The organism is Glutamicibacter sp. (genome assembly GCF_035257265.1).
GTDB lineage: Bacteria > Actinomycetota > Actinomycetes > Actinomycetales > Micrococcaceae > Glutamicibacter.
In genome coordinates, this window is the sequence record NZ_DATEXC010000002.1 from 1 (window position 1) to 15,311 (window position 15,311).

Below are 15,311 nucleotides of genomic sequence, written 5' to 3' on the forward strand. Positions count from 1 at the left end.
GCGCGTTGACTCATCATGAATGCTCGCGAAATGAAGCCCATGCCTCATTTACTTTTGCTCGCGAAAACTCTGGTGTTCCAGCGAGCATAGCGGTGTGCTGGAGTGATGAAACAAGGACTCTCGATGAACACTCGTCATCAAATCGTTAAAGGCTTCGCCAAAGAGTACGCCAAAGCCACGAAACGTGAAAAGGGAATCCTCTTGGACTACCTCTGTGCATCCACCGGCTGGTCCAGAGCCAACGCTCGACGCCGTCTGAGCACAGAATACAACCGAAACACCGGCAAGGTTCCCACACCAATCCCACGGCGCAGAGCCAGTAAGTACCAGCTCGCGTCCTACACGATCTTAGAGCGTATCTGGACGCTCTGCGGGGACCCCTGCGGCAAATACCTCGCCGCAACAGTCTCAGAGGACATCGAACGCCTTGAACGCTTCAATGAGTTCGGAAAACTCTCCGTACTACTCACCGACGAGGTGAAAACTGAACTGAAAAACATGTCTGCTGCCACAATGGACCGTCACCTGAAGAAAGTCCGGGATGCCAGATACCCGCTGTCCCTTTCGGCGACCAAACCGGGCTCAATGCTGCGCTCGGAGATTAAAGTCCGCTGGTAAGGGACTGCGATGGAACAACAACCTGGTTTCTTTGAAGTCGATACGGTCGCGCACTGCGGACATAGCCTCAAAGGCGAGTACCTCTACTCCATCACGCTCACCGACGTATTCACTGGCTGGACAGTTAATATTGCGGTGAAGAACCGTGCCCACCGCAACGTCGTGGCCGGCATCCAAACGCTGGTGGCGGATTTACCCTATCCGATGACGGGACTGGATTTCGATAACGGCGGTGAATTCATCAACGTCCAACTCATTGAATGGGCCGAAACGAACCACCTCGCGCTGACGCGGGCCAGACCGTACAAGCACAACGATAATGCGCATGTGGAGCAACGAAATCGTGATTGGGTGCGCAAGCACGCGTTCAGATTCAGGTATGAAACCCCTGAAGAGATGGCGTTGCTCAATGAGCTCTGGACGTTGGTGGACCAGCGGAAGAACCATCTGCTGCCCATGGTGAAAGCCAACGGTTACGGCACCGCACGGTCAGGGCGTAGGAAGCGGACGTATGATGCTCCACGCACCGCTTATCAGCGGATCATCGATTTGAAGGCCATGGATGAAGCGCATGCGGCAGAGCTCGCGGCGATCAACTATTCTTTGAATCCGGCGGCCATCAACAGACGGATCGCGGAGATTCAGGGACAGCTGATTGCCCGCTCTAAGTTCCGTAACAATGGAACTAATACTGAGTTTGGCGAGCAATTTAGTTGAGGCATGGGGTTAATTTTCGCGAGCATATTGACATGAGGCAAGGCGCCCTGAAGATAAGTCCGGGTCGCGCTTATTTAGTTTCGCTCATCCCTTGAGCACGCAGGACATTCTTTTGCACCTTGCCGGTGGAGGTGCGTGGCAGATCCTGTGGGAAGACGATGGTTCGTGGGACCTTATATCCGGCGAGTTTTTCACGCGCAAAACCGATCAAGGTCTGCTCATCCAGGATGGATCCGCTGGCTCGGATGACATAGGCGACCGGGCGCTCTCCCCACTTCTCATCAGGCAACCCCACGACCGCTAAGTCCAACACTTCAGGATGGGAAGCCAACGCCTGTTCCACCTCGATGGTGGAGATATTCTCGCCACCAGAAATGATGATGTCCTTCGCCCGGTCACGCACCTGGATGTAGCCGTCGGGATGCATGACCCCAAGATCTCCGGTGTGGAACCAGCCGCCGGCAAATGCCTGCTCCGTGGCCGCGTCGTCACGGTAGTAGCCAATCATGACGTTATTTCCGCGCAAAACAATCTCACCCATGGTCTGTCCATCGGGCGGAACGTCCACCATATTCTCGTCAACTATCCGAGCACTTTCTGCGGTCAGCATGCCCACGCCCTGCCGGGAGAGCAGGGAGGTACGCTCATCCTCGCCCAGCTGATCCCACTCGTCTTGATATTCGCAGATCGTGTAAGGACCATAAACCTCTGTCAGGCCGTAAACGTGGACTACCTCAATACCCAACTTTTGAAGCTTGGCGATAATCGCTGGCGAAGGTGGAGCGCCCGCGGTGGTGATGCGCAGTGGTTTTTGGAGCTGGTGAGCGCGCGGCGCATCGGCAATGATTGAGCAAACCGTGGGAGCTCCGCAGAGGTGCGTTGCACTCAGTTCTTCAATGCCATCCCAGACTGCCTCTTCGCGGACGCCACGCAGGCAAAGATGAGTGCCACCGGCTGCGGTGACCGCCCACGGTGTGCACCACCCGTTGCAGTGGAACATTGGCAGTGTCCAGAGGTAGCGGGTTTTGGTACTGAAACCCTGGTGGTGCGCCTCGGAGAGCGAGTTGAGGTAGCTGCCGCGGTGCGAGTAGAGCACCCCTTTGGGCTTCCCAGTGGTGCCCGAGGTGTAGTTCAAGGCGATGGGCGCGCGCTCATCTGCCACCTCATAGGCCAGTGGTTCCGCGGTCGAAGCGGCGTTGAGCAGTTGATCTAGTGTCCCGTCCACGGCAATCTCGGGGCGTTGGCCGGTGTACTGATCATCGGTGATCTCGATCAGCGCTTCGAGGCTCAAAATCTCGGCACGCAAGGTCGAAGTATTAGTCAGCAGCTCAGTGTCGGCAAAAAGCAGTTTCGCCTCAGAGTGATCCATGATGTAGCGCAGCTCGTGGGCGGTGAGTCGCGTATTTAAAGCGATCAGCACGCCTCCTGCCAGTGGTACCGCGTAGTGCGCCATCAGCATTTCTGGAGAATTGGGGGCCAACACGGCGACTCGGTCACCTGGGTTGATGCGCGCCTTGATGACCTGCGCAAAGCGTTGCACGCGGGACTCAAATTCCGCGTAGCTGTAATTTCGCGAACCGTGAATGATCGCGGTCTTGGTTGGATAAACCTCGGCCGAGCGCTGTAAGAAGCGCAGAGGGGTGAGTTCCGAATGGTTTGCCTGAGTCATAACCATGTGCGCGACTTCCTTTGATCCATCGTGTGGCTCACTTCAACATTCTCATGTGAGCTGAAGCACTTCCACCTAGTATCGTGGCATGAACCTCAGACTCAAACAAAGAAGCGCGGTCTCATTGCGTCGAGTGGGTGGAATTCAGCGGTCAGTGACTGAGTCACTGATTAAACTTTGCGGGAAAAATACCGAGAATCCTGTCATCAGATTCCTGCGCGGTGCCACGACCGTCGGTGTTATTGGTCAATACCAAAAGTTCCCCGGCAGCAGTAACCGCTACATCCCGAAACCTTCCGTAGCGGCCGGCGAGAGCTTCTGTGGAAACACTCGGTGAGCTCAAATCGATAATTCGCAGCCGTTCACCCCGTAAGTTAGCCACATAAAGTACGTCTTGGTGAATGCTCATGCCACTAGGACTCGCAGACCGCGTGCTCCATTGTTGGAGGGGGTCTACGTAGCCAGCATTATTAGCGATCCCTTCGGTGACCGGCCAACCGTAGTTGGCACCCGCCTTGATCAGGTTCAGCTCGTCCCAGCGGTTTTGCCCGAACTCGCTGGCATACATGGTTCCATCGCTCGCCCAGGCGAGCCCCTGCGGATTACGATGACCGAAACTAAAAACCGGTGAATCGGGAAATGGGTTATCTTCGGGAACTTCACCGTCGATGGTGAGCCGCAGGATCTTGCCACCGAGGCTGTCTAAATCTTGAGCCGAAGATTCGTTTCCCGCATCACCAACGGTTGCGTAGAGCATCAAATCTGGTCCGATGGCCAACCGTCCGCCATTGTGGATTGTTGCCGATGGCAGCCCTGAGATAAGAGTTTGTGGATTTGTGAGACTCAGATTTCCAGCCTCGCCGGTGACCCTGAAGCGTTGGATTCGGTTCCCTTCGGCGGCGGTCGAATAGACGAACAGATATGGCCGTTGATAAGCCAGACCGAGCAATCCACCCTCACCACCGTGAACCACGTCGTCGAGTTTGCCCACCTCCCGTTGGTTTCCTTGGACATCTATTTCCAATATTCGTCCAGAATCACGTTCTGAAACCAAGAGCGTAGTTTCCGCGAAAACCATCGACCACGGAGCATTCAACTCGTTAGCAACGACACGAGGTTCAGTTGCTTGTGGTGCAGTCGCACTGCTGGACAGGGCGTCTGGTGTTGTTGATGGCTGCGCCGTGCAGGCCGTTATGGAAACAGCGCAGGCCAGAGCAATTCCGAGGCAAGCACTGGTTTTACCGATGGCAACTGGTCCGGGACGCATGGGATCAGGCTAGCAACATTGGTTCAATGCGCAAGGGAGTTTTGGGACAAGTTTGAGCAACATCGAAAATGAACAATTTTCTGATTTGCCAGCAGAAATTGGGTGCTCATCGAATTTCAGGTCGAATATTTCGATTTGCGAAGCGATTTGTTTGACGCTTACGTACGTTGCCCAATATCGTTTAATCAGAATCATGAGCGTCAGTAACAAGCCCTGGCTAGCTGGCCGGCAACCCTCTATACGGTAGCGGGGTGCTCCAGGTGAGGATTCGGTGTCGTGCAACACCGCACGATACAAGTACCGCACATCGAGGCGTAAAACCTTCGACGGCGGGCCAGAGCATGCAGTAGATGCTTTTGTCCTGCCGCCGACCGTCGCCGTACCGGTGTGTATCGAAGTGAAGGAAGCAAAGCATGTCTTTGAATCAAGAGCTTGACGCGCTGACGTTACGCAAAGTTTTCGCCCAGCACCCATCGGGAGTTGCCGCGCTTTGCGCCGATATCGACGGCGAGAAAACGGGAATTGTTGCCTCCTCGTTTACGGTCGGTGTCTCATTGGAACCCGCGCTGGTGATGTTTGCGGTGCAGAAGACCTCAAATACCTGGCCTAAGCTGCGCGATGCTAACCGTATCGGTGTCTCAGTGCTCAGTGAGCGTAATGAAGGAGTCTGCGGGCAGATCGCATCGAAGAAGGGCGATCGGTTCCACGGTCTTGATACACACAGTAGCGCTGATGGTTCATTGTTCATTGAGGACTCCACGCTATGGCTCGACACCTCAATTTATAGTGAGGTTGAAGCGGGGGATCACTGGGTAGTTCTCCTTGAAGTTCACGGTCATAAGCTTGCCGAGCATCTTCCATCGATTTTCCATGATTCACGATTTCACTCCTTACCAGTCCCGGAATTCGTCTAAATAGCTTTTTCGCGCCGCCATCCTCTTGGTCAAGAGGATGGCGGCGCGATGCTGTTTAAACAGCGGGTTCGATTTGATTCCGGTGACTTTATACGTCACACGTTGACGCGGGCCCCGTTGGGTTTAATTGTGGATTACTTTACCCAAAGTTACGTCTCAGTAGCTTATAGTCGCTGTGACTACCGATTTCTAAGACCCTTGATTATCCACAAAACTATCCACATGTCTGTGGATGGGGCGTTGATAAGTTAGCTCATGCGTCAAAAAACACCGTAATTCCGGACTTTATCCTGTGGACAACGTAATTTGAGAAGGTTGTCTCTACAAAGAAATAAACTTTCTATCCACAGGGATGAAAATACGTTGATACAAGTCAGCGCATATTTTAATGAGTTTAAGTGGGGTAATCCACAAGCTTCTCCCCAAGTCACGCACAGGTTCATCCACAGTGAGAGCCTGCTTATCCACAGATCTTGTGGATAACCGAGTTTACGGCTATGGATAAGAGACCTACTGTTGGCTTTGGGACTGATATATCCACAGGTACCGCTGACGCTATAGCGTCGGTCGGCAGTGACATGCTTGAGCGTTGCCATCGGGGCACAAGGGTATTTCCCAGAGGTTCAATAGGGGATGGAAGTGTCTGTTATGAGTGCGGAACCGGTCTACGAGAGTCAGGGTTCTGAGGCGGGTCGTACTCCGCCGCAGGATATTCCTGCCGAAATGTCGGTTCTCGGCGGCATGATGCTGTCTAAAGATGCCATCGCCGACGTGGTTGAGGTATTGCGTGGTACAGATTTTTATCGTCCAGCCCACGAGTCAATCTTCGATGCAATTATCGACCTCTACGGCCGTGGTGAGCCTGCCGATGCCGTGACCGTCTCAGATCTGCTCACCAAACGCAGCGAGATCGCCCGTGTCGGTGGAGCCGCCTATCTGCACAATCTCATCCAACAGGTACCAACGGCCGCTAACGCCGGCTACTACGCTGAGATTGTCCGTGAGCGTGCGGTGCTCCGCCGTCTGGTGGATGCTGGAACACGCATCGTGCAGATGGGTTATTCGCCCGATGGTGAAGTTGACGCCATCGTGAACGAAGCTCAGGCCGAGGTCTACAAGGTTGCCGAAAACCGAAATAGTGAAGACTACGTACGCCTCTCGGACATCATCGAAGGAACCGTTGATGAAATCGAGAACGCAGCGAATGCCGGCGACGGCATCACCGGTGTGCCTACTGGATTCTACGAATTTGACGAGCTGACCCAGGGTTTGAAGGGCGGACAGATGATTATCATCGCGGCCCGTCCGGCAGTGGGTAAATCAACCTTTGCGCTGGACTTCGCCCGTTCCGCGGCCATCAAGAACAATATGGCCACCGTCTTCTTCTCCCTGGAAATGGGCCGCAATGAAATTGCCATGCGACTGCTCTCAGCCGAAGCATCCATTCAGCTCCAGGACCTGCGTAAGGGCTCGGTAGAGGACGCGCAGTGGACCAAGATTGCCACCACGATGGGACGGCTGAACGAAGCGCCGCTATTCATCGACGATTCGCCGAATATGTCCATGATGGAAATTCGCGCGAAATGCCGCCGGCTCAAGCAACGCAATGAGCTGCGCATGATCATCTTGGACTACCTCCAGCTGATGAGCTCCGGTAAGCGTGTGGAATCGCGTCAGCAGGAAGTCTCTGAGTTCTCACGTAACCTCAAGCTGCTGGCCAAGGAGCTAGACGTTCCGCTGGTTGCCCTGTCGCAGCTGAACCGTGGTTCTGAGCAACGCACCGACAAGAAGCCAATGATTTCGGACCTTCGTGAATCGGGTTCGATCGAGCAGGACGCCGATATGGTCATCTTGCTGCACCGTGATGACGTGTATGACAAGGAAAATCGTCCAGGCGAAGCCGACGTGATCATCGCTAAGCACCGTGCCGGTCCCACCAAGACCATCACCGTGGCCTTCCAAGGTCACTACTCGCGCTTCAGCAACATGCAAAACGACGGCTAAGAGCCTGCGTTAAACCAAAACAAAAATGTTGGGCTCAAGAAATCATGGAGATTTCTTGAGCCCAACATTTTTAAGTTAGTAGCTAGCCCTCGCGCAATTTGGCCAGGCTAGAAAAGGCTGAGCACCCCGCTGGAAAGAATTCCCGTGGCACCAACCATCACGGCTAGAGAAACCGCGGTGATTTTGACCATGCGGCGACGTGTATCTTCTTTAAGCATGCTTTCAGCTTACAAAGCAAAGCTGAATAAATGCTAACCAGAGGTGCCGAATCTGTGGGCGTGACATTCGATGAAAGAATGACGGTATGCCTTCGTCACCCACCCCACCCGCAAAAACTTCGGGTACCGAGTCAATCTACGACGCCAAATATTTAGCCACTACCGTGGGAATGTTTGTTTTAGTGTTCTTGGTGGCCTTTGAGTCGATGGCGGTGACCACCGTAATGCCGTTGGTCAGCGAATTATTAGACGGGCAACGATACTTTGCGCTGGCCTTTGCCGCTCCCATGGCTAGTGCCATGCTCGGCATGGTTGCCGCAGGTGAAATATCGGATCGGCGTGGTCCTAAAATCCCGCTCTATGCCTCGGTGGGTGTCTTTGTTATCGGCCTCTTGATCTGCGGGACGGCGAACACCATGCAGGTGTTGATTCTTGGAAGGATCTTGCAGGGGATTGGCGGGGGCGCTATTACTGTGGCCATTTATGTGTTGATCGCCAGAGCCTACCCAACAATTCTCCATACAAAAATTTTTGCACTCTTCGCCACCGCGTGGGTGATCCCGGCTCTGGCTGGTCCGTGGATTGCAGGGCTCATTGCCACCTATATCCATTGGCGCGCGGTATTCCTTGGCGTTCTAGTATTTATTGCTCTGGCCTTTATCGCTATCGTCCCCACCTTGCACCGAATGTCCGCAGAACGTGATCCGAGCTTTGGGCCGGTCTCAACTAAACGCCTACTATTGGCGGCGCTCACCGGTGCACTGGTCATCGTGATGAATTTACTTGGCAATGCCGGTACCGGGTGGTCCTTTGCCGGGTTGCTGGCCGCTTTGGTACTCGCGCTGGTAGCCATCAAACCCTTGCTTCCGCGTGGAACTTTTACAGTACGTCGCGGACTACCGGCCACAATAATGACCCGCACGCTGGTAGCTGGCGCATTTTTCGGGGCTGAGATTTATCTCCCCTATATGCTCCGTGAAGACTACTTCTTAGCCCCAGACCGCGCCGGGCTAGTCCTGACGGCATCCGCATTGATGTGGTCGTTAGGATCCTGGTTGCAAGGCAGAGCCGGCGATCGGCTCAGCAACGCTGCCTGCATTTCGATTGGCGGCGCAGCCGGTGTTATCGCAATCTCCACAGCGTTGTGCGCGGCATTGTTCCGTCCTCCCGTGGTGGTACTTGTCGCCGGATGGGCGGTTGGCGGATTTGGCATGGGGATGATCTTCCCTCGACAAAACGTGAACATGTTTGCCCTGTCTACGAAGTCGGAACAAGGCTTTAACTCCTCGGCTATGACCATGGCAGACTCGTTAGGCAATGCATCGGTGACCGCGCTAGGTGGTGTCATCTTCGCCATGGCCGCTATCGGCTTTGGCTTTGTCGCAGTGTTCACGTTCTCGCTGTTCCTGATCCTAGTGCTGCTGATCATCGCCCCGCGCACCAAAGCCAGTGCCGTAGTAAGTGTCTAGTTATGCTGGTCTAATGGCTACCAAATTACCGGCGATCGGGGCACCTGCAACCAGGGCATTAGAAAAAGCCGGCATCACCAACCTGGAACAGGCAGGGGACACCGGCTTTAAAGCACTCGCAGCACTCCACGGGGTGGGGCCGAAAGCCCTGAAGATTCTTAGCGAAGCGCTCGCCGAGCGCGGACTCACCATGAAGGGCTAAGCGCTTGGCAGAGCCTTTAAATGCTCGTCCGTGGCTGCGGTTAGATGCTCTTGGAATTCAGGATGTTTGGCAATATAGGCCTTGACATAAGGGCAGACCGCGACGATTTTTGCTCCGCCGGAGATCGTGTTATCCAACGCGAATTTCACCATCACGCTGGCTAGTCCTTGGCCGCTGTATTCCTCGTCTACTACCGTGTGGAAGAAGATCCGTTCGACGCCTTGCGAGCCCTGAAAATCACGGTAGTGTGCGGCTCCAATCAACTTTCCGTTGTCGTCCAAGGCATAACGATTGCGATCCGGAAGATATGCGGGGGTAATCTCACTCATGCTGATTCAACTTTCTACGAAGGGTTCACGCGGGGACGTAGCCGGACGGTGGGTAAGGCCGGGGCAGGTAATGCCGCCGGAGTGTTCGCTGGGAAAGGTCCAAACCGATCTTCTGAGGCATCTCCCGGTTCGGCACCAATTTCAGCCTGATATTGAGCACGGAAAGCGAGGACCTCTTCATGCGTGCGGCCCACGAAGTTCCACCACATGAGGATGTCTTCGCCTAGTGGCTCGCCACCAATAAGCAATGCGCGCAATGGCTCGTCACCTGCCTTAATTCGCAGAATGGTGCAGCCGGCCCGGACAAATCCGAGTTCACGGTGTTCCAACTGATTCCCATTAAGCGTGGCTTGGCCCTGGTCGATGAGCAGTCCGTGTTCGTGATGGGCGGGCACGACGATGTCGACTTCGGCTCCGGCTTCTAGATGCAGTTCGGCGCCACTGAGTTCGCTATGTGTTTTCACCGGTGAGGTAGAAATCTGATCGCCGATGGACAGGGAGCCTAGGAATACGTTGAGCATCCAGCCAGCGCCGTTCATTGGCTCTGGACGGAAGTTCTCAAAGGTCGGTTCCATATTGCGAACCCGGTCCGGCAGCGCAGTCCACAGCTGTGCTCCGTGTAAGACGGTGGAGTCTTCACACAAGAACTCCGAATGCGTGATGCCATAACCGGCGGTCATCAAGTTCACTTCACCGGGACGTACTATCGCCTGATTTCCCGCAGAATCGATGTGCTCAATTTCTCCAGTGAATAACCACGAAACTGTCTGCAGCCCGGTGTGCGGGTGGCGCGGCACATTCATGCCGCCGGTGAGCGAAACGTCATCCGGACCGTAATGATCAAGGAAACACCAAGCGCCAATCAAGCTCCGCTGACGCTGGGGAAGCGTGCGGAATACGGTCATAGCTCGTGGACCACCCAAGGGAACTGGGCGTGGTTCCAGGGTCTGTACCTCTAGATGCGCGTCGAGATTACTGCAGTCAATTTCCGCAGGGGCTGGTTCGAGGTTGCTCATAAGATAAGACTAGGCAGGTTGTTTCATTCGTGCCACCCATAACGCGATGGTTCCCGCCCAGGCTGCGACCGCAACCCAGATAAGTATTTGCCCCAAGGCAAAGAGCGCGGTGAAGTCCGGAATAGACCCCAGTGAAAGGCAAGCTGTGGAGAGCATGCCCAGCGGGAACACAATGGCCCATAACCCGGTCTCGTAGCTGACCGGATGCTGATGCATCACATGTCGCCAGATCCCAAAAATTATCAGCAGCGGGATGAACCACAGCCCGATAGACAACAACGCCAACGTGGTGAAAGCGATGTTTGCCTGCAGCCATTGAGGAATTTCACCACTATTTGCTAAGCCTAGAAGCTGCGAGCCAGTCAGGACGCTGATCGCCGTGGCACCCATGAAGATCCAATAGGTGGGGGAGAGTGTTTCAGCACGATTTGGGTAGCGAATCATCCGTACCGTCACCAGTGTTGCGGTCAGCAGGTAAAGCGCGCAGCCCAGCAACCAGATACCTAAGGACAGCATCGGTGTCCAGGATCCGAGGTAAGTGTGGTGCGCTAGGCCGCCTGCCACCGACTGTGTCGCAACAACCCAGAGGAACCACGAGCCGTTGGCAAGTGTCAGCGCAGGCTCGGGGCGCTCATGCAATACCAATCCGGCAGGAATGGCATAGGTGCCCGCGACCCAGAGAAGCGCACCAAAAATCATGGCTGTTAGTGCGGCGCCTGGCATATTCAAAACTGCCAAACCTAAGGCCAGGACGTTGGCTGCCGCGACGACTGTGAAGAACCCAAAACCAACAGCAGGGTTCAAGATATCTAACAGCATCGCGGCTGGGTGCCGAACCGCGCGTAGCGTCAGTACGCCCAGCAATCCAAGGAACATGACGAAGGCGAGCAGAGAAAATACTTGTCCCAATGCGATAAAACCAGACAGAACCAAGCCCAAGCCAATGATGCCGGTGGCCATGACGGACGAAAATACCGAGGGGGCAAGAGCGGTAACCCAATGGGAGAAGCGCCGGCGTATGCCATCGAGTTTTTGGTTCACCTGTAGTTCCTCGTATTCTTCGGTCTCAAATTTGAGGGTAGCGCGAGCGGGGCTCGGTATCCAAGCGGCGTCTCAGGTTGCTGGCGTACGATCTTAAGGAAGGTACCGGGATGAGCTCAAGGAGAACTAAACATCGTGGACACTACCAATCTTCGTCGTGATGATCTGCTTAAGCTTGAACGTCAATTATGTTTCGGGTTAGCGGTCGCCTCACGCGCGGTGATTTCAGCCTACAAACCCGTGCTTGACCCGATGGGGCTGACCCACCCGCAGTACTTGGTCATGCTGGCTTTATGGGAGCACGGCCCGATGGGCGCTCGTGAACTCAGCGAGAAGCTGCATTTGGATCCGGGAACCCTCACTCCGTTGGTGAAACGGCTTGAAAAAGCCGGTTTGCTTGAACGTCGCAAGAACCCTCGGGATGAACGTGCAATTCTGATTGAAATTACGGCGCAGGGCAGCGCATTGCGTGAACACGCTCTGGATGTTCCTGGCGAGATGATGCAGCGCCTGAACCTCAGCGAAGAAAAGGTTGTTGAGCTGTGCGAGATTCTTGGCTCGGTAGTGAACGCGGGAATTTCTGCGCCGAGGGAGTGACCTAAAATATAGTTGGTGCACCAACTAATAGCGTAGACTTGAAGTACTGACGTAGCCCGCCCAGGCGCACCGACAAGCATGAGGTTTACACCATGGACGAGTCACCACTACCCATCATCAGAGATACCACCGGACTAAGCCTTCGGTACCGCGCCCTTTGGCGTCTAAAGTTTCTAGGCCTGAGCATCTTCGGCCCGGCTGAACGCTCGGTAGCCACCAGTCCGCGTGAACGAATCAAGTGGGATCGGGCCATGATGGTGTTGCGCGCACATCAAGCCGCCGGAACACAGCCTGATGAACAGACCATCTACACCACAAACCGCATGGAATCGCGTCGCCCCAAACAGTAGTCAGTCGATTCCTGAGAAGGACCACGGTAAAATCTGAATATGCAGGAAATGACTGAACTTGTAGTGTCCCGGCAATTCACCGCACCGCGTAGCGCGGTGTGGGCGGCTTTTGTTGAGCCAGAAATTATCGCCCAATGGTGGGGCCCGCAAGGGTGGAACGTGCAAGATGGCTCGGTCATCCTGGAACCAAAAGTCGGCGGACGTCACGAACTGACCATGGAGCAGGGCGATAACCCCGAAGCACAGGTGCCTCTTAAGGCTGTAATCACCATCTTTGATGAACATACTTGTCTGGCGAGTGCCGACGGCCCTCATGAGATGACCTTGGATCTGGTGATTCACACCAAGGTGGACTTCAAAGAATTCGCAGGACAAACCTATGTGACTCTCACGCAGACGCCGCTGCCTTACGAGGTCATCGACACCAGCACCAAGGCGTGGAATTCGGCCTTCGCGAAACTTGAATCGTTATTGTCCGAATACTTCTAAGTGGGGCCTGGAGACTAGGTAACTGCGCACGGAGGCAATACGCGCTGTTTTGGTTGCCCCGGTGAAGCGCAGTACATGGCTGAAGGCCGCGGAGATATCTTGCTCGTTGGTGACGTTTCCGTCGGTGCTGCCCTCGCGTCCGTGAGTCAGTACGCTTTTGAATTCTAAAGACTTCGTTTCTCTGGAAGTGCTCACCCATTGGCATAGGGCATCAATTCCGTGCAACGTCTCAAAGCCCACGATTTCCCATTCAATATCGTCGCTCACCCACCGTTTCAGATGATCGACGTCCTTGCTGTGCAAGGCGACAATCACTTCTTGAATGATTTGATGCCGTGGGGCGTTACCGCAATTCTGCGGATAACTGATCTGTAAGTTTGAACGTTCGGCTGACATGTTTTCACTCACCTGGCTTCGGACTTAAATGGTTTGTCCCACTATAGTCACCACTTTTGCGGTGAGTCGGCAGAGCCTTACCCGCGACCGATAAATGGCATTCCGGCAGCGGTAATGGTTAGTTGATTGACCGACACGGTCAGTGGACTATTGGCGAGGAAAGCCACCGCATCCGCCGCCTGTTGCAAAGCGAATGTTGGTTCGACCTTGAGCGAGCCATCGGCCTGCAATGCACCCTGAGCGGTGCCTAGCTCATTCATGATGTCGCTTGCGGTATTGCCTATATCTATTTGGGACGCGCAAATATTAAACGGCCGGCCATCTAGCTCGATGGATTTTGTGAGCCCCGTAATAGCGTGTTTGGTGACTGCATAAGCCACCGACCGCGGCCTAGGAACCTGCGCAGAGATAGAGCCATTATTGATGACGCGGCCACCGTCGTGAGCTTTCATATAGATAAAGGCCTCGCGGGCGCAATTTATCGCACCGGTGAGGTTGACCCGGCAGACCCTGTCCCAATCGTCCTCGTGCAATTCATCGATTGATACCGCAGGGCCAAAGGTACCAGCATTATTAAACAGGGTGTCGAGTCTGCCGAAGTGAGCGGTGGCCTTGGTGAACAACTCATGGACTTGAGCGGCGCTGGTTACATCGGCGGTGAGTACAAGCGCATGCTCGTGGTCCTGGGCAGCCTGGCGGAGTGTGTCCTCGGTGCGCCCGGCCAGCACCACATTCCAGCCTTGGCTGAGCAGCGTTTGCGCGGTCGCTTTTCCAATCCCGGATCCGGCGCCGGTTATCAAGATGGTTGAACGAGACGTATTTACAGTAGCCATTTTCTCTCCTTAGGACACCAAAGTTCAGCACAGTGGTGCCTGACTACAGAGCATATGAACTAGTCGGCCAATGACTGAACTCGGTCCACGGATATTACGCCGATGCGCAGCGCCAGCACCTTAACTACTAGGCTTAGAAAGACTCAAAAAGACCTGTGAAGGATTCGTGTGTTCCTCGACGTGCTGTTCGGTGTTTTGCCGCTATTTTTCGTGATGCTCATTGGGTATGCGGTTAGCTATTCACCGAAGTTCCCGCCCAGCGTTGAACCAGCACTGAACGTCTTCGTTTTTTATGTAGCGCTGCCGGCACTGTTGTACAAGGTAGTTGCCCGCTCCGACATCAGTCATGGCGTTCCATTGGATTTTCTCTGGATTACGGTTCTAGCTACGTTGCTCTTCGCGCTCAGCTGTTGGGTGATTTTCCGGTATGTGCTTCGCGTGGACCGCGGCCGTTCCCTGGCAGGGATGCTCAGTACCAGCTTCGGTAATGTCTCGTATTTAGGGATTCCGGTAATTCTCGGAGTGCTCGGCAGCCAAGCCGGCCTTGCCGCCGGGATGGGGCAATTGATCCACAACGTCATTTTCATGGTCGGATTCCCGATTCTCGCGCAGCTCATGATGCCAATCGGTCCGGGAAACGGGCACAAGCCAAGTGGCCGTCGCATCGCGTTGACTATTCGAAATGCGCTGATTTACAGCCCCGTGACGTGGGCGATGGTTATTGGCGGGGCGGTAGTCATGTGGGGGATCCCGGTACCGCAGCCGATAGATGACACGGTAGATCTAATCGCCGCCGCAGCGGCTCCCGGAGCGTTGTTCGTGATCGGGTTGTCCTTGCGGCGTACGGTTCAACGAACATTAAAGCGGCGTGCCTCGGCAACTGCGGTTCCGGTGCGAGCGGCAAAACGCACCATGGGCATCATGGTGGTGGGCAAAATGCTAGCCCTGCCAATGCTCACGGTTTCATTGCTCTGGATTTTTGCTCCAGAACTTGATGCGATGTGGTTCAACACGGCGGTGCTGATGGCAGCTATGCCTACCTCGGCCACGGCGTACATCATGGCGCAAAACGACACCGGTGATGGTGAGCCGACCGCACTAGCCATCGTGATCACCTGCGCCTTGTCGGTGGTGGTCCTCCCGGTACTCGCGCAGCTGGTGCTCAAGTAGCTTGCTGCACCC

The 15,311-nt window shown here is 54.8% G+C and carries 17 protein-coding genes and 1 riboswitch; of the genes, 10 read left to right on the top strand and 7 right to left on the bottom strand.

Features of this window, described 5'->3' with window-relative positions:
• Positions 1 to 123 precede the first annotated feature (123 nt).
• Positions 124 to 618 (top strand): hypothetical protein, encoded by a 495-nt coding sequence (locus VJ369_RS00015; RefSeq protein WP_324090111.1) that lies wholly within the window; start codon positions 124 to 126, stop codon positions 616 to 618.
• Between the two features lie 9 nt (positions 619 to 627).
• Entirely contained in the window at positions 628 to 1,335 is a 708-nt protein-coding gene (locus tag VJ369_RS00020; protein ID WP_324090112.1) for a transposase family protein, read from the top strand.
• Positions 1,336 to 1,405: 70 nt separating this feature from the next.
• Here VJ369_RS00020 and VJ369_RS00025 read toward each other — a convergent pair whose 3' ends face one another.
• Positions 1,406 to 3,010 carry an AMP-binding protein gene (locus VJ369_RS00025; RefSeq protein ID WP_324090113.1) on the bottom strand — a complete coding sequence of 535 codons (1,605 nt, stop codon included), beginning with the start codon at positions 3,008 to 3,010 and terminating at the stop codon, positions 1,406 to 1,408.
• A 157-nt stretch (positions 3,011 to 3,167) separates the two neighbouring features.
• Positions 3,168 to 4,271, bottom strand: a complete 1,104-nt coding sequence (locus VJ369_RS00030) for a PQQ-dependent sugar dehydrogenase (protein WP_324090114.1) — start codon at positions 4,269 to 4,271, stop codon at positions 3,168 to 3,170.
• Between the two features lie 189 nt (positions 4,272 to 4,460).
• Positions 4,461 to 4,577: riboswitch (SAM riboswitch) on the top strand.
• 107 nt (positions 4,578 to 4,684) lie between these two features.
• Here VJ369_RS00030 and VJ369_RS00035 point away from each other — a divergent pair.
• From VJ369_RS00035 to VJ369_RS00050, 4 genes are all read left to right on the top strand, one after another.
• Positions 4,685 to 5,185, top strand: a complete 501-nt coding sequence (locus tag VJ369_RS00035; RefSeq protein ID WP_324090115.1) for a flavin reductase family protein — start codon at positions 4,685 to 4,687, stop codon at positions 5,183 to 5,185.
• Positions 5,186 to 5,833: 648 nt separating this feature from the next.
• The gene (gene dnaB, locus VJ369_RS00040; protein ID WP_096255165.1) at positions 5,834 to 7,189 is read left to right on the top strand and encodes a replicative DNA helicase; all 1,356 of its coding nucleotides are present in this window, start codon (positions 5,834 to 5,836) and stop codon (positions 7,187 to 7,189) included.
• 304 nt (positions 7,190 to 7,493) lie between these two features.
• Positions 7,494 to 8,876 (top strand): MFS transporter, encoded by a 1,383-nt coding sequence (locus VJ369_RS00045; protein WP_324090116.1) that lies wholly within the window; start codon positions 7,494 to 7,496, stop codon positions 8,874 to 8,876.
• Between the two features lie 13 nt (positions 8,877 to 8,889).
• The gene (locus VJ369_RS00050) at positions 8,890 to 9,078 is read left to right on the top strand and encodes a DNA-binding protein (RefSeq protein ID WP_324090117.1); all 189 of its coding nucleotides are present in this window, start codon (positions 8,890 to 8,892) and stop codon (positions 9,076 to 9,078) included.
• Here the strand turns inward: VJ369_RS00050 and VJ369_RS00055 are convergent.
• From VJ369_RS00055 to VJ369_RS00065, 3 genes are read right to left on the bottom strand one after another with little or no spacing between them, the layout of a single operon-like run.
• On the bottom strand, positions 9,075 to 9,407 hold the full coding sequence (locus VJ369_RS00055; RefSeq protein ID WP_324090118.1) for a GNAT family N-acetyltransferase: 333 nt from the start codon (positions 9,405 to 9,407) through the stop codon (positions 9,075 to 9,077). The genes VJ369_RS00050 and VJ369_RS00055 overlap by 4 nt on opposite strands.
• 14 nt (positions 9,408 to 9,421) lie before the next feature.
• Positions 9,422 to 10,423, bottom strand: a complete 1,002-nt coding sequence (locus VJ369_RS00060; protein ID WP_324090119.1) for a pirin family protein — start codon at positions 10,421 to 10,423, stop codon at positions 9,422 to 9,424.
• Positions 10,424 to 10,432: 9 nt separating this feature from the next.
• Complete coding sequence (locus VJ369_RS00065) at positions 10,433 to 11,464, bottom strand: tellurite resistance/C4-dicarboxylate transporter family protein (protein ID WP_324090120.1); 1,032 nt, start codon at positions 11,462 to 11,464, stop codon at positions 10,433 to 10,435.
• A gap of 135 nt (positions 11,465 to 11,599) precedes the next feature.
• Between VJ369_RS00065 and VJ369_RS00070 the strand changes: the two genes are divergently transcribed.
• From VJ369_RS00070 to VJ369_RS00080, 3 genes are all read left to right on the top strand, one after another.
• Positions 11,600 to 12,061: a MarR family transcriptional regulator gene (locus VJ369_RS00070; RefSeq protein ID WP_324090121.1), complete on the top strand. Its 462-nt coding sequence runs from the start codon at positions 11,600 to 11,602 to the stop codon at positions 12,059 to 12,061.
• Between the two features lie 92 nt (positions 12,062 to 12,153).
• Positions 12,154 to 12,411: a hypothetical protein gene (locus VJ369_RS00075; RefSeq protein ID WP_324090122.1), complete on the top strand. Its 258-nt coding sequence runs from the start codon at positions 12,154 to 12,156 to the stop codon at positions 12,409 to 12,411.
• 48 nt (positions 12,412 to 12,459) lie between these two features.
• Positions 12,460 to 12,900 carry an SRPBCC domain-containing protein gene (locus VJ369_RS00080; protein ID WP_324090123.1) on the top strand — a complete coding sequence of 147 codons (441 nt, stop codon included), beginning with the start codon at positions 12,460 to 12,462 and terminating at the stop codon, positions 12,898 to 12,900.
• Here VJ369_RS00080 and VJ369_RS00085 read toward each other — a convergent pair.
• Entirely contained in the window at positions 12,880 to 13,296 is a 417-nt protein-coding gene (locus tag VJ369_RS00085) for a hypothetical protein (RefSeq protein ID WP_324090124.1), read from the bottom strand. The genes VJ369_RS00080 and VJ369_RS00085 overlap by 21 nt on opposite strands.
• A 77-nt stretch (positions 13,297 to 13,373) precedes the next feature.
• Positions 13,374 to 14,129 (bottom strand): SDR family oxidoreductase, encoded by a 756-nt coding sequence (locus tag VJ369_RS00090; RefSeq protein WP_324090125.1) that lies wholly within the window; start codon positions 14,127 to 14,129, stop codon positions 13,374 to 13,376.
• Positions 14,130 to 14,297: 168 nt separating this feature from the next.
• Here VJ369_RS00090 and VJ369_RS00095 point away from each other — a divergent pair, with 168 nt between their 5' ends.
• The gene (locus tag VJ369_RS00095; RefSeq protein WP_324090126.1) at positions 14,298 to 15,299 is read left to right on the top strand and encodes an AEC family transporter; all 1,002 of its coding nucleotides are present in this window, start codon (positions 14,298 to 14,300) and stop codon (positions 15,297 to 15,299) included.
• The last annotated feature ends 12 nt before the right edge of the window (positions 15,300 to 15,311 follow it).